The organism is Emticicia sp. CRIBPO (genome assembly GCF_009905725.1).
In the GTDB taxonomy this organism is placed as follows: domain Bacteria; phylum Bacteroidota; class Bacteroidia; order Cytophagales; family Spirosomataceae; genus Leadbetterella.
The window spans coordinates 381,446-400,084 of sequence record NZ_JAAAKV010000007.1 but is presented as its reverse complement, the minus strand read 5'-3'; the positions used below and the strand labels follow the sequence as shown (position 1 = coordinate 400,084).

General features: G+C 47.4%; 12 protein-coding genes. 6 read left to right on the top strand and 6 right to left on the bottom strand.

Annotated features, from left to right (window positions below):
• Positions 1 to 21: 21 nt before the first annotated feature.
• Genes GVN16_RS16575 through GVN16_RS16565 form a run of 3 tightly spaced genes read left to right on the top strand, consistent with a single transcriptional unit; the run spans position 22 to position 2,184 of the window.
• Entirely contained in the window at positions 22 to 1,239 is a 1,218-nt protein-coding gene (locus GVN16_RS16575) for a sulfite oxidase (RefSeq protein WP_166565032.1), read from the top strand.
• Between the two features lie 9 nt (positions 1,240 to 1,248).
• Positions 1,249 to 1,647: a hypothetical protein gene (locus GVN16_RS16570; RefSeq protein ID WP_166565031.1), complete on the top strand. Its 399-nt coding sequence runs from the start codon at positions 1,249 to 1,251 to the stop codon at positions 1,645 to 1,647.
• 57 nt (positions 1,648 to 1,704) lie between these two features.
• Positions 1,705 to 2,184, top strand: coding sequence for a hypothetical protein (locus GVN16_RS16565; RefSeq protein WP_166565030.1), 480 nt, complete (start codon positions 1,705 to 1,707; stop codon positions 2,182 to 2,184).
• Between the two features lie 75 nt (positions 2,185 to 2,259).
• Here the strand turns inward: GVN16_RS16565 and katG are convergent, their stop codons facing one another.
• Positions 2,260 to 4,542, bottom strand: coding sequence for a catalase/peroxidase HPI (gene katG / locus GVN16_RS16560; protein ID WP_166565029.1), 2,283 nt, complete (start codon positions 4,540 to 4,542; stop codon positions 2,260 to 2,262).
• Positions 4,543 to 4,803: 261 nt separating this feature from the next.
• Between katG and GVN16_RS16555 the strand changes: the two genes are divergently transcribed.
• Entirely contained in the window at positions 4,804 to 5,727 is a 924-nt protein-coding gene (locus GVN16_RS16555; protein ID WP_166565028.1) for a LysR substrate-binding domain-containing protein, read from the top strand.
• Positions 5,728 to 5,773: 46 nt separating this feature from the next.
• Here the strand turns inward: GVN16_RS16555 and GVN16_RS16550 are convergent, their stop codons facing one another.
• The 5 genes from GVN16_RS16550 to GVN16_RS16530 form a co-directional block, all read right to left on the bottom strand.
• The gene (locus GVN16_RS16550; RefSeq protein WP_166565027.1) at positions 5,774 to 9,595 is read right to left on the bottom strand and encodes a PVC-type heme-binding CxxCH protein; all 3,822 of its coding nucleotides are present in this window, start codon (positions 9,593 to 9,595) and stop codon (positions 5,774 to 5,776) included.
• Positions 9,596 to 9,801: 206 nt separating this feature from the next.
• Entirely contained in the window at positions 9,802 to 11,271 is a 1,470-nt protein-coding gene (locus tag GVN16_RS16545) for a RagB/SusD family nutrient uptake outer membrane protein (protein ID WP_166565026.1), read from the bottom strand.
• Positions 11,272 to 11,290: 19 nt separating this feature from the next.
• Positions 11,291 to 14,611 (bottom strand): TonB-dependent receptor, encoded by a 3,321-nt coding sequence (locus GVN16_RS16540; RefSeq protein ID WP_166565025.1) that lies wholly within the window; start codon positions 14,609 to 14,611, stop codon positions 11,291 to 11,293.
• A gap of 177 nt (positions 14,612 to 14,788) precedes the next feature.
• Positions 14,789 to 15,817 carry a FecR family protein gene (locus GVN16_RS16535; RefSeq protein ID WP_166565024.1) on the bottom strand — a complete coding sequence of 343 codons (1,029 nt, stop codon included), beginning with the start codon at positions 15,815 to 15,817 and terminating at the stop codon, positions 14,789 to 14,791.
• 122 nt (positions 15,818 to 15,939) lie between these two features.
• Positions 15,940 to 16,506, bottom strand: coding sequence for an RNA polymerase sigma factor (locus GVN16_RS16530; protein ID WP_166565023.1), 567 nt, complete (start codon positions 16,504 to 16,506; stop codon positions 15,940 to 15,942).
• Between the two features lie 241 nt (positions 16,507 to 16,747).
• Here GVN16_RS16530 and GVN16_RS16525 point away from each other — a divergent pair, with 241 nt between their 5' ends.
• On the top strand, positions 16,748 to 17,869 hold the full coding sequence (locus GVN16_RS16525) for an AraC family transcriptional regulator (protein WP_166565022.1): 1,122 nt from the start codon (positions 16,748 to 16,750) through the stop codon (positions 17,867 to 17,869).
• Positions 17,870 to 18,034: 165 nt separating this feature from the next.
• Positions 18,035 to 18,631 carry a porin family protein gene (locus GVN16_RS16520; RefSeq protein WP_166565021.1) on the top strand — a complete coding sequence of 199 codons (597 nt, stop codon included), beginning with the start codon at positions 18,035 to 18,037 and terminating at the stop codon, positions 18,629 to 18,631.
• Positions 18,632 to 18,639: the final 8 nt, after the last annotated feature.

Sequence of the window (18,639 nt, the reverse complement as noted above, 5' to 3'; positions counted from 1 at the left end):
ATTTTAATACATTCTGAAAACATGGAGAATAACAGAAGAGATTTTATAAAGAAAGGGTTCGGGATCATGGCTGCGGCAAGTATTCCGACATCATTCGTTTTTGCTGAAAAGCGACCTGAAGGCATCAAATCGCTTAGTTTTCCGGAGGACCTGCCTGCAGGAAAGCATAAGGAGCTGACGGTTCTGAGTGAAAAGCCATGGAATATTGAAACACCTGTCCATTTGCTTGACGATGAAGTTACCCCGGCCGACAAAATATTTATCCGTAACAACGGCCTGGCCCCTGAAAATATTGATGTAAATAACTGGACGCTCACGATAGAGGGTGAGTCTGTAAAAACGGCCAGGACTTTTTCGCTGAAGGATCTTAAGACCAAATACAAAGTTCATACCTACCAGCTGCAGCTGGAATGCGGCGGAAACAGCCGGAGCGGGTTTTCTCCCCAGACCTCAGGCAATCCATGGGGTGACGGGGCCATTTCCTGTGCTGAATGGACAGGAGTGAGGCTAAAGGATCTGCTTCAGGAGACAGGAATAAAAGACGATGCTGTCTACATAGGATATTACGGAAAGGATCTGCATCTGAGCGGAGACCCGAAGAAATCGTCGATTTCAAGAGGAGTGCCGATGAAAAAGGCCCTGGAAGATGAAACCCTGATAGCCTGGGCCATGAACGGACAGGATATTCCTTTGATGAACGGATACCCGCTGAGACTGGTGGTGGGTGGCTGGCCCGGGTCAACGTCCGGCAAATGGCTGGACAGGATCGTGGTCCGTAACAAGGTGCACGATGGTGAAAAAATGCAGGGGGATGACTACAAAGTGCCTGTATTCCCGATAGAACCGGGAGCGAAGGTAAAGCCGGAAGACATGAAGATCATTGAATCCATGCCGGTGAAGTCGCTGATTACTTATCCGAAGACCGGGGCGATGATCAGCTTTGGAAAGAAGCTTTCGTTGAGGGGCCATGCCTGGGCAGGAGACCACGAGGTGAAGGAGATGTTTGTTTCCATTGACTTTGGAACTACCTGGCAAAAATGTGAACTGGCTAAACCTAAAAACAGATTGGCCTGGCAGCATTGGAAAACTGAGATTGATTTTCCGCAGAAGGGATATTACGAGGTGTGGGCCAAAGCCACAGACGACCAGGGGAGGTCTCAGCCTATGGTGATGCCCGCCTGGAATCCGAAAGGGTATCTGAACAATTCCTGCCACAGAATCGCCGTCAAAATTGTTTAATGAAGGGTTATGAATAAAATTGTTTCGCTTTTGATATTTGTCTCTTTGGGTATTTTTGTTCTGAGTTTCTGGAAATCCATGGAGTCGCCGGGGCCGTCTCAAACGATGATGACAACGGATACTTTAAAGAAAGACCCCAATACAGGGTTTATCCTGGACCAGCATTATGAATTGCTGATCGCTCACTGCACGGCTTGTCATGAAGCCAAGGTGGTGACTAATTTCAAGGCTAGCCGTGAAGGATGGCTCGAGAAGATCAGGTGGATGCAGAAGACCCAGAAACTATGGGACCTGGGAGAAGCCGAGCCCAAAATATTGGATTACCTGGCCAAGAACTATGCTCCGAAACAAAGCTATGTCAGAAGAAGCCCGTTGAAAGATATCAAATGGTATCCTTTGGAAAATTAAGTCATTCCAACCAAACACCTGATTTTTAAGTCCATATAAAAAATAAATGCTGATACTATGAAAAAATTATTGCTCCTCACATTTTTGGCGGCGGCTGTTTTTATGAATGCCTGTCATGAAGAGATTCAGGCAGATACTGCCTTGTCCGGCGAATGGGCCTATGTGGGCAATTTTGATCACCGTACAGATGTGATCTGTATGGTTTGTCCCGGATTTAAATATGACTCAAGTTTATATAAGCTGACTTTCCATGCCGATAGAACCATAACCGGGAAAGTAAACCTGCTGAACATGGGAGGATACTATGTGACGTCTGAAATGGAGAAGGCAGGAAAGGAGTCAAAAGGAACCATTAAAATCTCGAAATTCAATGCGACAAACAAGCCTTATGAAACGGAAAAAGATATAAAATTTCAACAGGATTTCCGCTGGGCCATGAGCTATCATGTCTCTGTCGAGGCAACGGGACTGTATGATTTCCTGAGTGTTCAGTACAATGAAAACGAGTACCTGTTTTTTGTAAGGAAGAAGAAATAGCAAAGATTTATCACAATAAAAGCCCTCTGAAACACATGATTTCAGAGGGCTTTTTATTTTAAAACGTCAGATCATTCAAGCCAGATCAAAACGATCAAGGTTCATGACCTTATTCCAGGCGGCGATAAAGTCATTTACGAACTTCACTTCAGCATCAGAACTTCCGTAAACTTCGGCAACGGCTCTCAGTTCGGAGTTAGAACCAAAAACAAGATCGTTGCGGGTAGCTGTCCATTTCAGTTCTCCGGTTGCACGATTACGGCCCTCATACAATTCTTTGGTTTCAGAAGCGGCTTTCCATGCGGTGCTCATATCCAACAGGTTAACAAAGAAATCATTGGTAAGCACTCCCGGACGATGGGTGAAAACACCATGTTTGGAGCCATCATAGTTGGTATCCAATACACGCAGACCGCCAATCAGAACGGTCAGTTCAGGAGCGGTAAGAGTAAGTAACTGGGCTTTATCTACCAGCAACTCTTCTGTGGAGACCGTGAATTTGGTTTTCAGATAGTTACGGAAACCGTCAGCCACTGGTTCAAGGACAGAGAAAGACTCTACGTCGGTTTGCATTTGTGATGCGTCCATTCGGCCCGGAGTGAAAGGAACGGTCACGTGGTGACCGGCATTTTCTGCAGCTTTCTCAACGCCCGCGGCACCTGCCAGAACGATAAGGTCGGCTATAGACACCTTTTTGCCATCAGATTGGGCACTGTTAAATTCTTTCTGAATACTTTCAAGGGTATCCAGGACTTTGCTCAGTTGAGCAGGATTGTTAACAGCCCAGTATTTCTGAGGAGCTAAGCGGATACGTGATCCATTGGCACCGCCGCGTTTGTCGGAGCCACGGAAAGTGGAAGCCGAAGCCCATGCTGTGGATACCAGCTGAGATACTGACAATCCTGAATCCAATATTTTAGTTTTTAAGGCAGCGATGTCCTGCTCATTGATCAATGTATGGTCAACTGCCGGGATCGGATCCTGCCAGATCAGTTCTTCTTCCGGAACGTCTGGCCCCAGGTAACGCGGACGCGGGCCCATGTCACGGTGAGTTAACTTGAACCATGCCCTGGCGAAGGCATCAGCAAACTCGTCAGGGTTTTCAAAGAAACGTCTTGAGATTTTTTCGTAAGCAGGATCAAATCTCAAAGCAAGGTCAGTGGTAAGCATGGTCGGAGCATGGCTTTTGGACGGATCATGAGCGTCCGGAATAGTACCGGCTCCGCCTCCGTTCTTAGCGATCCACTGGTGTGCTCCTGCCGGACTCTTGGTTAGTTCCCATTCAAAGTTGAACAGGTTTGAGAAGAAACCATTGCTCCATTGCGTCGGGGTGGTGGTCCAGGTAACTTCCAGACCGCTGGTGATGGCATCACCACCAACACCTGAACCGAACTTGCTTGTCCAGCCCAAACCTTGTTCCTCAATACCTGCGGCTTCAGGTTCAGCACCTACCAATGCGGCGTCTCCGGCTCCGTGGGTTTTACCAAAAGTGTGCCCTCCTGCAATCAATGCCACCGTTTCCTCATCGTTCATGGCCATACGCTTAAAAGTCTCGCGGATGTCACGGGCAGAGGCAATCGGATCAGGGTTACCATCAGGGCCTTCCGGATTTACGTAGATAAGACCCATCTGTACTGCGGCAAGAGGGTTTTCCAGGTTACGGGAGTGAATGCCTCCGCCCGCACTGTCGTCAGCAGAGAGAACGCCGCCCGCTTTATTAACGCCATCGGAACCATGGGCATACCGGATATCTCCTCCCAGCCACTTGGTTTCCGAACCCCAGTAAACATCCTGCTCTGGTTCCCAAACATCCTCACGTCCTCCGGCAAAACCGAATGTTTTGAATCCCATGGATTCCAGGGCTATATTACCGGTCAGAATCATAAGATCTGCCCACGATATTTTTTTGCCATATTTTTGTTTGACAGGCCAAAGTAACCTGCGTGCCTTGTCAAGACTGGCGTTGTCAGGCCAGCTGTTGAGCGGGGCAAAACGCTGCTGCCCGGCCCCGGCCCCACCCCGGCCGTCGCCTGTACGGTATGTGCCGGCACTGTGCCAGGCCATACGGATAAACAATGGTCCGTAATGACCGAAATCTGCCGGCCACCAATCCTGCGAATCCGTCATTAAGTCATGAAGGTCTTTTTTCACAGCTTCTAGATCAAGACTCCTGAACGCGGAAGCGTAGTCAAAATCTTCTCCCATAGGATTTGACAAAGAAGAGTTTTGACGCAGGATGTTCAATTTTAACTGATTAGGCCACCAGTCGCGGTTGCTGGTTCCGCTGCCGCCAACATTGTGTTTTTGAGCTCCTCCATGAACTGGACATTTGCTGATATCACCAGAATAGTTCTCCATCGTCGATACGTTGTTGTTATATTAAAAAAAAGAATAATTTATAAGCTGGAACAGAGCCTCACGACCGGGGCTGTCATCTTCATCCATTACAGGTCGTTTCTGGTTACTGTTGTTTTCATTTTATCCAAAATTAAGCACTTAGGCCAAATAAGTCAAACTGATAGTTTTTATGATTCAATAGATTTTGTCTATATCTTTGTGCTGAGATAACACTTTGTCAAAACCAAGTACCGGAATATCTTAAAATAATACTAAAAGAGGATGAATATTCAACAACTGGAATATGTGATGGCCGTAAATACCCACAGGCATTTTGCCCGTGCGGCAGAGTCTTGCCATGTGACTCAACCGACCCTCAGTATGATGATTCACAAGCTGGAAGAAGAATGTGGGGTTAAAATATTCGACAGGAGCAAGCAGCCGGTGATCCCCACCCAGGCGGGTGAAAAACTGATAGAGCAGGCCAAGACAATCCTCAGGGAAATAAGCCGCTTTTCTGAGATTGTGAATTCTTCAAAAAATACCATTTCAGGAGAATTGAAAGTGGGGATCATTCCTACCATTGCTCCATATCTGCTGCCCTTATTTTTAATGAGTTTTAAAGAAAAATATCCTGACGTCAAATTAAGAATCTCAGAAACGATTACGGAAAATATTTTAGAGAAGCTTCAGAACGGAGAGCTGGATGCCGGGATACTGGTCAGCCCGGAAGACAACAGTAACTTTAATGAATATCCTTTATTGTTTGAGCCCTTTGTGGTGTACACCCCCCGGAAATTTGAAAAGGAGTACCTGCTGGCCGAAGACATAGATGTAAGTGATTTATTATTGCTGGAAGAGGGGCATTGTTTCAGATCACAGATCATGCGGTTCTGTGAGTTGAGAAAGCAACAGGAGAATTCGATAGAATACACCTCGGGGAGCCTGGAGACGTTAAAAAACCTGGCGGACCGTCAGCTGGGCATTACGATTTTGCCGGAACTGGCGACATTAAATTTTTCAGAGGAGGAGCATCTGCGTGTCAAGCGTTTTGCGGATCCGCAGCCCAACAGAAGGATCAGTATCCTGACCCACCGTAATTTTGTAAAACAAAGGCTGGTGGAGTTACTGAAAAGTGAGATCATTGAACACGTGCCTGAGGTGTATAAATCAGCCAGGGGTAATACGGTTGAATTTAAAAAATAACCGGACGCCTTCTTATTTGTCAATAGGGACATCCGGTTAGGGTTGATTACTTTTGCCCGGATTTTGCCGGACTCAGTGTCCGCATATATTTCACCAGGTCAAGAACTTCCTGCTCATGTAAATTATCAAAAAGCCCGACAGGCATCAGTGAACTCGGCATAACCTCCCGTGATTGTATCGAAGATTTATTGATCACCTGGTCGCTTTGCCCGACCACCCTTAAAGTAAGCTGGCGTTCATTTTCTGAAATGACATTGCCTGAATAAATACGGCCGTCGCGGGTCGTGACCACCACGAGTTTGTAATCATCCTGAATCTCTCCGCTTGGATTGAGCACATTGAACAACAGGTAATCCAGGTTGGCCCGGTTGGATCCGGTAAGGTCGGGTCCTATATTCCCTCCTTTCCCGAACATCTTATGACAACTTCCGCAGACACTCTGAAACACAGCCTCTCCTTTGGCCGGATTGGCAGTTTCCAGAGCTTTTTCAGTGATAAGTCTCTGGTATTTCGAATATGATTTTTCGAGAGAGGGTTCCTGTTCAATCGGCCCCCAGACTTCGATAAAGCCGCTACCCACTACCCTCAGCAACTGACGGGCAGAATAAGGAGGGACGTCTCTTTTCGGGACGACCTGGTTTTTGAGAGCCTGGGTCAGCAACCAGCCGTATTTCGGCCGGGATGATAAGGTTTGAATGGCCTGCTGTTTTTCCGCAGGACTGAAATCCTTGTACCTGGCAATGAGCAATTTACCCAAAGGCTCTCTGTCATATTCTGAAATGGCCCTGATGGCGTGGATTCTGAGTTGGGCGTCATTGAGCAATTCCGGCAACTCATCCGCCAGCTCTGCCCGTTTCCTGCTGGCCATCGATTCAAGGGCCTGCTGTTTCTGAATGGCGGTAGCCGTTTTACTTTTCAGGGTGAGCATTGATTTTTGTGTGGCCTCGGTGTCTCCGAACCTTTGTGATACCTGCAGGGCCAGCTGGGCAGCCTGACCTTTGGTTTGGGTAAGTTTGGTATAGACAGGTTTCCAGTTGGCTGGGGCCTTAAGGTCAAATCTTCCTTCCAGTCCGTCCCTTAGGCCTTCCAGCATGCTTACCTTATTTTTGGTGGTTTTCCCTATAGCGGCGATCAGTTTTTCAGTTTCGCTGGCGTCCACATTTCGGCGGGCTACGTAACGGGCCAGCATCGGGATGTTGGTTTGCGAAACCAAGGCCAGAGCCCTTGCCGGATTTTTGCTCACCAGGGGTTCCAGGCCAAACCAGATCATTTTGGGCAGGTTGTGGTCGTCTTTATCTTCTCCGTGGAGGGCCAGGTTTTCTGCTATTTTCCAGGCAGATTCCTGGTCAATCCTTTGCATGGCCGCAGCCAGGTAAAGCCTGACAACAGGAGATGGGTCGGATTTAGCCAGCCGGACAAACTCAGCCAGGGCTTCTGTAGACGGGGCCTTGTCTTCACATAATAACTGAATGGCCCATGACCGGACATAAGGATCGGAGTCACTGAGAAACGTCAGCAACTGAGCGGGAGTCAGTCCACCGGTTACATGTAATGTCCATAATGCTTTCAAACGCCAGTCGGGATTGCCGTTTTCTGCGATAATGGCCCGGATGTTTTCGTGGGTGCTCTGGGCAATTTGTCCTTTGGCGGCCCTGTTCTGTAAAATAACCCTTGCCCTTCTGCTGTGCCAGTCGCTCGGACTTTTTTGCAGGTCAACCAGTTGTTTGTCCGAAAGCAGGTTAAGATCTTCGTAACGTCCTTTCCAGTCTTTGGCGAGTGTTTCTTTGGGCATGATCCGGAAAACCCTCCCTGTTTCTCCGTTCAGCACTTCCTTTCCGCAGATGTCGGCATCGTGCCAGTCGAGTACATATAAACCACCATCGGGTCCGACTTCAGTGCTGAAGCCTACCCACTGGGCGTTGTTGGCCAGCATGAGTTCTTCGCCATGCCTGGCAGAAAAACCCGAGCCTTTTTTATCAAGGATATCCGAGAGGATGCCATGCTCATGGATATTGGCCATAAAAATCCGGCCTTTTTGTTCTTCTGGAAAAGCATCTGACTGATAGACCCGGGCCCCGCCATGAGCTGAGCGGTGGGAGTGGTCGGCAATGGTCCTGATGTCACTGTAGACATAAGGATTAAAATGTTGTCCGCCCTGGCGATGGTAAATGCCGCCGGGAATTACATGCCACATGTGAGGAATGACGCAGGCACTGATAAACAGCTGGCCTTTGGCATCATAGTCAATGCCCCATGGATTGGAAAACCCGTGGGCGACTACCTCAAAGATATCTTTGGTGGGATGATACCGCCAGACGCCTCCGTTGATGTCAACGCCTTCGCCTTTAAGTATATCATCCGGAAACGCGTCCTTGTGTTTATAGATTTTGCCTTTGCCTTCCGGCTTCCTTACTTTAGAAGGTGTGGCAAACCCCTGGCATCCATACAACCATCCGTCTGGCCCCCAGTGAAAACTGTTGAGGGTTTCGTGGCGGTCCCTGATGCCCCAGCCTGTCAACCGTACTTCAATATTTTCGGTATCGGCCACATCGTCATGGTTACGGTCGGGCACAAAGAGGAGGTTAGGCGGAGCTCCTAAAAACAAGCCGTCAAAACCCACTGCCATGGCTGACGGAAATGCGATGCCTTCAAGAAAGACCTTTTTGCTGTCTGCAATGCCGTCGTGGTCCGTGTCTTCCAGGATCAGAATACGGCTGTTTCCTGCATTGGAAAACCCATGCCCCCGTGATTCATAATCCCGGTTTTCAGCAATCCACAGACGACCTTTGTCATCCCAGCAAAACGCCATGGGCTGGGTCATCATGGGTTCTGAGGCCCAGGTATTTACTTTGAATCCCTCTTTCACGGTCATGGCTGCAATAGCCTCGTCCGGTGTCAGGAACTTGGCATCGAGACCCTCTTTCTGGGCAATTCCCCAGAGGGCGTAAGTCATGTCCTGTCCGCTGAATTTACTCCATGTATTGGTAAGTTGGACGTCATTAAGTATCCCTGTATAAACCACAAGTTGATGCCTGATAACTTCCACTTTCCCTTTTTTGATATACCAGTCCCCTGTCCGGGCAGGAGCGGGGCCTAAGCCAAACTGACCGTCGACTCTCCAGTATTGCGGGAAGCCGCGGTTTTCAGGGTGATCGAAAATGGCGATATGGGCCGGGTCGCTGCGGCCTTCAAGCTGGATACCGACATCTGCCCACATGGCACGCTGCCCTTCTGCTTTTCCGTTTTTCTGTCTGGCGGCATTGATGATTTCTGCTTTGTCGCCTTCTTTCCAGGGCATCCGGACAAACAGCCCGCCATAGTCATATTTTCCCATAGTGACATCGGTTTTGGCTTCTCCTGCCCACTCGAGATCGAGTAAGTAGGTGTTGTCCTGCTCCCGCATGGTCCAGGTCTGGGTTTCAGTCAGTACGGTCTCTCCTTTTTCATCGAGGAGGTCGTAGACGGTTTCCCATTTGACTTCCAGGCCCTTGCTTTTTATGATCCTGGAGGATACTTTTCGCCAGTAGTCGCCTTCCGGATGATGAAAATAATCGCGGCCGTTGACCCTCGTAAATCCCAAGTAAATTCCGGTCTGGTGTTTATGATGCCCCGGGCTGTATTGTGTCAGGATACCCTTGCCGTCCGGAGCCACCAAAGGGTGAATGTAAGGTCTGAAATCCGGTTTGACGGTTTGAGTCAGAATAGGTGTCTTTCCATTAAGTCTGAATACTGAAATGGTGGAGGCTTTTTCATTCTGAACAATGTAAAGGCTGGTTTTCTTTTCAGCTGGTGGAGGATCGGCGGGTTTTAATGCCAGCCATCCGAAACTAAAGACAAAGAGGGACAAATAAATGAAGAAACGTTTCATGAAGGTTAAGTCGGTATAAATGGTTGAATAATTGTCCCATGAAAATAGTCAAATTTCATGAAAGAATATAACATGATAAATAATATTGGATTAAATGTGATCGGAAGGTATCTTTTGCCGGGAGACCAGGCTGTCCGGACTCATATAAATGAGGGTTTAAAAACAGACTCCCGGGGATCTCTGTACCCGGGAGTCTGAAAAGAGGCTTAGTTTCCTATATTCGGATTAACGGTGATGTCTTTGTTCGGAACGGGCAGATAATAGATTTTCTTGCTCAGCACCGGAGCCGGTTTAAGGTCTCCCGGGTTTTTGCCGGTGTTGACCTGTTCGATCATTTCAAGACGCTGCAGGTCAAACCACCGGGTGTATTCTCCGGCAAATTCCCACGACTTTTCGTTGATCACCGCCTTGATAAATTCTTCGTTTGACAATCCGCTTAAGGCCGGTAGGCCTGCCCTTTTCCTGATGAGGTTCAGTCCTTCATAGGCCTGGGCATCGGGAGTGCCTGCTCTTGCTTTGGCTTCGGCATAAATGAGCAACAGGTGAGGGTAGCGAAGCAGGTTCAGGCTGGAGTTGGTCGACGAAGTATTCAGCCCGCCGGTATATCTGAACTTGGCGTAATAAGGGTGTTTGGTCTGCCCTTCCTGCCAGGAGATTTTTACGCCGCCGGCTTTGGTAAAAGTCGTATGGAAAGTAAGGTCTTTTCTGAGGCCTTCGGGAAAGCTGTTGTAAAAGTTAAGTTCCGGGAAATAATCATCCCACCCACCTTCGTCAGAGGGCATGGCCGAACTTCCATAAAGGGCATTGGCGGTAAACCACTGACAAGACCCGCAGAAGTGAAGGGTAAAGACTTCTTCAGAAGTAGCTACTCCGGCGACGGTGTTGTTATAGAAGGTTGCCAGGTCCGGAACGAGGTCAAATCCGAAAGTACTTTTCTGGTCGATCACCTCTTTGGCCAGTTTTGCAGCTTCTGCATATTTTGCGGTTTCTTTCAGAGGCCACCCCGCCATGGTAAGATAGACATCGGCCAGGAGGACCTTGGCTGCTCCCTTGTTGCTTCTTCCCACGTCCCTTTTCTTATCAGCCAGCATGGTGATGGCATTATTAAGGTCGCTTTCTATCTGGGTATAGATTTCCTTCACTTCTGCATTTTTGACACTCAGGAGTTCGGATGAAAAGTCGGCTGTCGTAATCAGCGGAACTTTGCCCCAAAGCCTGGTAAGCCAGTAATAATCGAAAGCCCTCAGGAAATAAGCCTCTCCCGCAATCTGTTTGATTTTGGAAGCGTCACCTGCAGTGTTTTTATAATTATTGATGATGTTGTTGGCTCCCTGGATCGACTTATAGCAACCACTCCAGATGGGAGTTATCCGGCCGTTAAGCCCTGTAACCTGCAGCTGGTCAAATTCTCTGAAATCCTGTTTATTGCTTCCGGAATGGGTGGTCAGATCATCGGAACCCATTAAAACGGCGACCGTGGCTGCGGTAGCAAAGCCGGTTCCCCAGGTAATGGTCAATGGTTTGTAAGCCCCTGTCAGAGCGGCTTCGAGTCCCTCTACGCTATTGAGGGCGGTGGTTCCGGTCAATGCTCCCCTTGGGTCTTCGGAAAGGATATCCTCACAGCCTGTGGCCAGGAGAAGGAAAGATAATGCGATAATTTTATGTATATTTTTCATTTCAAAAGATCGTTTCGGTTTAAAATTTAAAGGTTACGCCAGCGGTATAAATTTTGGCATTGGGATAGGTTCCCAGGTCTATGCTCTGGTTAACATCCGTGCTGGAAGTGATGTTGGTGGCCTCCGGGTCAATGCCCCTGTATCTCGTGAAAGTCAGGAGGTTGGTTCCGCTCACGAAAATCTTGATGTCAGCAAATTTGCTCTTTGTTTTAGGCAGGGCGTAGCTCAGGCTGATGTTTTTCAGTCTTATAAAATCTCCTTTTTCAAGGAACCGGGTAGACTGCACAAAGTTCTTGTTGCTTTTGCTGAAACCCGGCACGTCGGTGTTCTCATTGCCCGGCCGGTAGTAATTCCGGATGTCTGCCAAGGTGGCTTCACGGGCATTGGCATTGGCACTGATCGAAACGGCATAGGTGTAATTGAGCTTATCGAAGCCGAGGAGTCCCTGGGTAAACAAATTCAATGATAAGCTTTTGTACGTAAAAGTGTTGTTCCATCCGAGGGAAACTTTCGGAAGACCGGTACCTATAATGTGGTAGTCTTTTGGGTTGATGATACCGTTGTTATCCAGGTCAAGATACCGGGCGTCGCCGGGAACCGAGCCGTATCTGGCGGCTTCATCTGCCTGGTTAGCCTGCCATACGCCCAGGTAGGTCAATCCCCAGTAAGAGCCCATGGGTTGTCCTTTTACCAGTACAAATTCGGATTGGGTAGCTAGTCCTCCACCGACATTTGACCCGGTGAATAAAGTATCAATTTTACCCAGGTCAACTACTTTGTTGCTCAGGAATGAGATGTTGAACCCCGAGTCCCAGTGAAAATCGTTTCTTTGTACTGGCGTAGCATTGATGTACAATTCAACGCCTTTGTTTTGGACCTGACCTACGTTACGGGTGATCACCCCGCCGCCGACGTAGTCAGGGAGTTTATCGTTCAGCAACAGGTCTTTGGTGTTTTTGATGTAATAATCAAATCCGATTTCTATGTTTCCTTTGTTGAGAGACAGATCGGCACCGAGATCCAGCTGGCTGGTGGTTTCCCATTTGAGGGCCAGGTTGGCGGGGTTTCCGAGTATAATGCCGGGCGTCAGGGTGCTGTTGCTGAAAGGAGCTGTGGCATTGTAGGCATCAGAAAGATAGGTGGAAAGCGTGGCATATGAACCAATGGCCTGACTACCCGTCACACCATAGCTTCCTCTTATTTTGAAAGACTGCATCCAGGTCAGGTCTTTCATGAATGACTCCTCAGAAATCTTCCAGCCAAAACCCAGGGAAGGGAAAACGCTGTATTTGTTATCCCCCTGGAACTTGGAAGAACCATCTCTTCTCAATGAGGCGGTCAGCAGGTATTTTTCTTTGAAAGCATAATTTACCCTTCCCAGGAATGAAATGAGCCCGTTATTGGAGTAACCGGCACTTGTCGACACGGTATTGGCGAGAGAGAGGTTGTCATACCCCAGGCCGGGAAAAATCAGGCCGGAAGCTCCTGCATAAAAACCGGTGCTTTTGTAAGCGATGGTCTCGTAAACCGCCGTGGCTGTCAGGGAATGAAGCCCTCCGAAAACCTTCCGGTAGGTCAGGTTATTGGTGTTCTGAAGACTGAATCCTTCAGAAAAATTCCGCTCTGCACTGGCTGAAGTGCCGTTGATCGTCACACCTCTGAGACCCCTGAATTGTGAACTTGTATAATTGGCAGCAACCCCGACATCAAAAGTAAGCCCCTCCAGGATTTTGAAATTGATGCCACCTGTTGCATTACCGATCGTATTAAAATAATGTTCTTTCAGGTCAAGAGCCAGGGCAACGGGGTTGACAGAAATGGAACTGGTCGGGTCATTTTTGATGAAATTCCCGTTGGCATCCCGGATCGGCGTGGTCGGGGCCCACATGAGGGCCTGTCCCAGCGGAGCTGATTTATTGTCGCTGGCATTCAGGCTGTTGCGTCTTGTGGCTGACACGTTCATTCTCAGGTCAATGCGTTTGTTGATCTGCGAATTGATGTTGGCCCTGAGGTTATAACGTTTCAGACTTGAGCCCAGTACGATGCCTTCCTGGTCGAGGTGGTTAAAGGAAACCATGTAAGTCGTTTTTCCGCCACCGCCTGACATGCCGATCTGGTAATCTTTCATAGGGGCTGTTCTCAGCACTTCGTCGAGCCATTTTGTGCCGCCGGTACGTCTGAATTCATCGATCTGAGTCTGCGAAAACGCCGGGGTCGCCCCGATGGCTATTGAACGTTTGTTGGCGATTTCAGCAAATTCTGCAGCACTCAGCACGTCCCAGTCTTTGATCATGTCCTGCATGGAGTAATTCACCCCGACGGTCAGAACAGACTTGTTGAGCGATCCTTTTTTAGTAGTGACCAACACCACGCCGTTGGCTCCCCTGCTTCCGTAAACGGCAGTTGCAGAGGCATCTTTCAACACCTGGATGCTTTCGATATCGTCCGGGTTGAGGTCAAACAAATCACCGCCCACGTAACCGTCTATGACATACAAAGGATTGTTATCGCCTTGAATCGAGTTGGCTCCGCGTATCCTGATCTTTACATTGCCGCCAGGTCCGCCGACACCGTTGATCACCTGGACACCCGGGGCACGGCCCTGCAGGATCTGGTCCATCCTGATAATGGGCTGTTCTTCATAGTCTTTGGGAGAAATGGAACTGATGGCCCCGGTCAGGTCGCTTTTTTTCTGGGTACCATACCCTACCACCACGACTTCACTAAGCGATTTTTCATCCTGGCTCAGCACGATATCAAGGGTGGCAGCCCCGCCGGCACTTTTTTCGGTGGTGGCATAGCCTACATAGCTGAATACCAGGATGGTATTGTCATCAGGAACATTTAAAGAGTAAGAGCCGTCTGCACTGGTGGTAGTACCCTTGATGGTGTTTTTGATGACGATACTGACGCCGGGCAACGGGTCTCCGTTCTGATCCATGACCTTTCCTTTGACGACTTTATCGAATGCGTTCAGAATAGGACTGGCGGGTGGTTTTATCAGGTTCATCAGCCTGAACTTGTTTTTGGTCAGGATGATCTTGTTATCGTAGATTTTATAAAGGATGTTCCGGGATTTAAAAATCTCGTCCAGAATCTGGGACAGCCTCAGGTTTCTGGCTGAAATGCTCACTTTTTGTTCAGCACCGATAGAGGCTGAGCTGTAAACGAAATTGACATCTGTCATGTCCTCGATGTTCTTCAGGAGCTTCCTGATCTCAACATTGTGTTGTTCAAGGGTAATTCTTTTGTCCAGGATTTCCTGAGAATACCCGTCTTTGGCCATGGTGATGGTCGAGAAGGAGGCTATCCACAACAAATGAACAAAGGAGAGTTTCATAATTCGAATCAGGGGATTTTTGAATTGTCGAATTCTTTTCATAGTTTTAAGAGTTTTGTTTTTATAATGAGCAAAATGATTCCATGATCAGGCTTGTTTAGCGACGGAGCTGATCAGGAGAAAACAGAGGCTATTGATGTTCGAGCATCAGTAGCCTTTTATTAATTCAGGGCGGGCTTACTGGCAGCCGTTGCCGTTGATTAATATTTTGGTGCCTCTTACTTCAAAAGAAAGGTGAAGGGAAGCACAGATGATATCGAGCCTTGGGAAAAGGTCCAGTTTTCGCAGGTCTCCGGTAAAAGGACAATTTCCTACATTTTCATTTTCCAGGATAATTTCCAGGCCATAGGCATTTTCAATCTTTTTGAATACTTCAGTCAATGGTGTGTCATAGAATTTCATTTCCGTATCAAAACCGTCAGCCACTTTTTCGGCAATAGGCTTGGGCTGGGGGATCAGATCAGTGGTAAACAGCATGTTTTCAATGTGGTAAGTCGCTTTCTGGTTGGCAGTGATAATCACCCCGTCTTTGATTTTCGGATCATTTGAGTCGGCATTTCCTTCTTTCTTGAACACGGTGACTTTTCCCGTAATGACAGAAACTTCAATGTTCATTTTCGGATCATTTTTTATCCAGAAGCTTGTGCCTAGCACTTTGGTGACCACGTCCCCCGTATAGACTTTGAATGGTTTTTGAGGATCAGGCGTCACTTCAAAAAAGGCATTTCCGCTGAGGTAAACATTGCGTTCATGAGCGTCGAATTTTTCAGGATACCTGATTTCAGAGCCCGGTTCCAGCAGTATGCCCGACTTATCCGGCAAAACGACTTTCAGGTTCCGGCTTTTATCATTGTTTTTTCTGACGATCAGGTTTTTCTCAGAAAGCACCTCTTTCTGAAGGAAAGCTGGAGTTGAAGAGCGGTTCAGAAAAATGTACAGGCCGGACACCAGAAAAACTGCTACGGAAGCAGCGATGGTCCAGATGTAGACCTTGCCGGAAATCCTGACCGGCGGAGCTACCGTCCTTGCTTTTATTTTGCCCCAGAGTTCGGCTTCGAGGAGGTTCAGGTTTTCTTCCGAATAATTGTTAAACCTTTCGGGATTGTCAAGCAGCTGGTACCATTGCTCTACAATCCTTTTTTCTTTATCCGAACACTCTCCGCTGAGGTATTTCCGGAGCGTTTCTCTGAAATGAATTTTGCTCATGAATGAAAAGACAGGCTTATGTTGCTGACCTGTAAAAGATAAGTCGGGGAGGAAGGTGTTTCCCGCAAGAATTTATGAAAATTATTGGAATCCTTATATGAAATGAAGAAGAACACCTGAAACTACTTTAAAAAGTACAAGGGCAGCAGGAGGGTATAATTGAGATATTTTTTCAGTTTTTCCTGGAGTTGCCTCACGCCTGTGGTGATGTGGTGTTCTACCGTACGCTGGGGGATGTCCAGTTCTTTTGAGATTTCCTTCGGACTTTTCCCTTCTATTTTATTCAGAATGATGATCTGACGGGTTTTTTCGGGGAGGTCGTTGATTTTGGCATTGATGATGCTTTCGGTTTCATCGACCCACTGAAAATGAGAACCGCCGGTATCTTCCGGGTCACGGCTGTCGAGGGTTTCGAATTTCCGTTGCCGGAACGAATCAATGATCTTGTTTCTCAATGCCCTCATGAGGTAATGCTCCAGGTTGATGATCATGGATTCATGCCTTTTTTCCCAAAGCGAGATGAAAATTTCCTGGACGATTTCCTTGGCGAGCTCCTCGTTGTTGGTCTTGCTGATCACGATCGCGAAAAGCCGTCTCCAGTATTTTCTGTAGATGGCCTCAAAGCCGGAAGCTTTATCTTCCCGCATATCCTGCAACAGCCTGATGTCATCCTTTTGATCTTCCAACATGAGAAATTGTTTTTCCGGCCCAAATTTATTGAAATATATCAATTTATTCTTTAAAAAGTGTAAAAATAACACCATTTGGCTAAAGTTGTTGTTTATCAGGGGTTTAAATGATAAGGACAGGCATTAAGTGAGTTGAGCCCCTGCGGTTTTTTCAGGCAAAACGGAACGGGTAAAAAATCCGGTTTAAGGTAACCGGCACTCTGAGTTGTCATGTGTATAACAATCAGAAATCTTAATCATCATGATGTATACCACTTCCATCTTCGTCGCTTTTTTTCTGGCCTTGATTATCCTCACCAAAAAAGGGAGGAACCTTGCAGATACTTTCCTGGGAATCTGGATGATCGTTATCGGGATACACCTTTTTGCTTATTACAGTTTTGTTTCCGGTATTATTTTCCGGTATCCGGGCATCATGTGGTTCAATCTCCCGTATGCTTTTCTGCATGGGCCCCTGCTTTATCTTTATACAGAGGCCCTGACGAATCCGGAAAATTTCAGGACTAAAAGATGGCTGCTGCATTTTGTGCTTCCGGTCCTGATCCTGTTTTCAGACCTGCCCGTTATGCTGCTTTCCGAAAACGAAAGAATCATACTCTACAAAAACGATTGGGCTGGTTTTGAAACACTGACGTTTGTCCAGGATGTTCTATTAAGTACTTCGGGAATTGTTTACATCGTCATCACCAACATTTTGCTTTTCAAACACAAGAGGCGTATCCTCGGTCAATTTTCAAACCAGGGAAAGATCAATCTCAATTGGCTGAGGTTCCTGTTTTATGGGATGGGAGCCCTCTGGACCGTCATTATTTTTACAGGAAACGATGAGTGGATATTTTCAATGGCCTCTGTTTTCATCGTGTTCATAGGCTATTTCGGTATAAAACAAGCCGGAATATTTACCAACAGATTTCCTGAAATCACCGAAGATGATCCCATCCGGGAATTGGTTATTGAAAGTGCCGTTTATGACTCAGGCATAGTCAAAAAGAAATATGCAAAATCGGGCCTCAACGAAGATGCGGCCAAAGACCTGCACCTGCAATTGCAGCACGTGATGTATACCGGGAAACTATTTACAGAACCCGAACTGACCCTGACCGACCTGGCCGGCCGCCTGTCTGTTCATCCCAACTATTTATCACAGGTCATCAATGAAACAGAGGGTGTCAATTTTTATGATTATGTCAATGCTTTAAGGGTAGAAGAATTTAAGAGATTGGTTTCAATTCCCGGAAACCAGAAATACACCCTGCTGGCTCTGGCTTATGATTGCGGATTCAATTCAAAGTCTGCCTTCAACCGTTTCTTTAAAAAATCAACCAGCCTTTCGCCGTCAGAATACCTGAAGAGTATTGCCTGACTATCCCGTATTTGAGGAAATACAGAAGTGCCGTTTCACAAGAAAAGGCACTTTTTTTATTTGATAATCAGTGATTTATAATCGACCAGGTTTCATCTTACAAGCTGGGGCGATTGGTGTGCCGGATTGCCGGAAGTTTGTGGCTCAAATCAAAAATTAAATTTTATGAAAAAAGCCAGACTCCTTGGTAAGATGCTGATCCTTTTCGTCTTACTCGATCACTCCCGGTCCTATGCCCAGCTGAGGCCGGAAACACTCCGCTTCTCTGTCGCCAACGAAACGACAAGTTTACCCTCCTTCAGGTTACTGAAACTTCCTGTTCACCCTGCCTTCAATGTGGGGGCCGATTTCAGAGTAAAAAGCGGTAAACACTGGCAAAAGTCTCTGGGTGCCGATGTTTATTATTATTACCATCGCCTGGCTGAACACGCGATCATGCTGGATGCCTCCTACCGCCTCGGTTACAGGTTTAATTTTGGCTTGCAGATCAATCTGCTGACGGCATTGGGCTACAAACACACGATTCTTCCGGGAGACAAGTACGAACTAAAAGACGGCGAATACCAAAAAGCCCGGCACTTCGGAAAACCCATGGCCAACGTCAAAGTGGGTCTCGGGCTTGAGTATCCGCTATCAGAAAAATACAGTGTCACCACCGATTATAAAGTGATGCTGGCCGCTCCGTCCGGCAACATCTACATTCCTTTTGCCCTTAATAACTTCTTTGGGGCGGGCCTGAAAATCAAATTAGAAAACAATTAAGAGAAAAC

Coding starts and splice junctions, on each gene's coding strand:
- GVN16_RS16530 (WP_166565023.1), bottom strand. CDS start 16,506: ATGTTGGAAGATCAAAAGGATGACATCAGGCTGTTGCAGGATATGCGG.
- GVN16_RS16540 (WP_166565025.1), bottom strand. CDS start 14,611: ATGAAACTCTCCTTTGTTCATTTGTTGTGGATAGCCTCCTTCTCGACC.
- katG (WP_166565029.1), bottom strand. CDS start 4,542: ATGGAGAACTATTCTGGTGATATCAGCAAATGTCCAGTTCATGGAGGA.
- GVN16_RS16520 (WP_166565021.1), top strand. CDS start 18,035: ATGAAAAAAGCCAGACTCCTTGGTAAGATGCTGATCCTTTTCGTCTTA.
- GVN16_RS16575 (WP_166565032.1), top strand. CDS start 22: ATGGAGAATAACAGAAGAGATTTTATAAAGAAAGGGTTCGGGATCATG.
- GVN16_RS16545 (WP_166565026.1), bottom strand. CDS start 11,271: ATGAAAAATATACATAAAATTATCGCATTATCTTTCCTTCTCCTGGCC.
- GVN16_RS16555 (WP_166565028.1), top strand. CDS start 4,804: ATGAATATTCAACAACTGGAATATGTGATGGCCGTAAATACCCACAGG.
- GVN16_RS16565 (WP_166565030.1), top strand. CDS start 1,705: ATGAAAAAATTATTGCTCCTCACATTTTTGGCGGCGGCTGTTTTTATG.
- GVN16_RS16570 (WP_166565031.1), top strand. CDS start 1,249: ATGAATAAAATTGTTTCGCTTTTGATATTTGTCTCTTTGGGTATTTTT.
- GVN16_RS16535 (WP_166565024.1), bottom strand. CDS start 15,817: ATGAGCAAAATTCATTTCAGAGAAACGCTCCGGAAATACCTCAGCGGA.
- GVN16_RS16550 (WP_166565027.1), bottom strand. CDS start 9,595: ATGAAACGTTTCTTCATTTATTTGTCCCTCTTTGTCTTTAGTTTCGGA.
- GVN16_RS16525 (WP_166565022.1), top strand. CDS start 16,748: ATGATGTATACCACTTCCATCTTCGTCGCTTTTTTTCTGGCCTTGATT.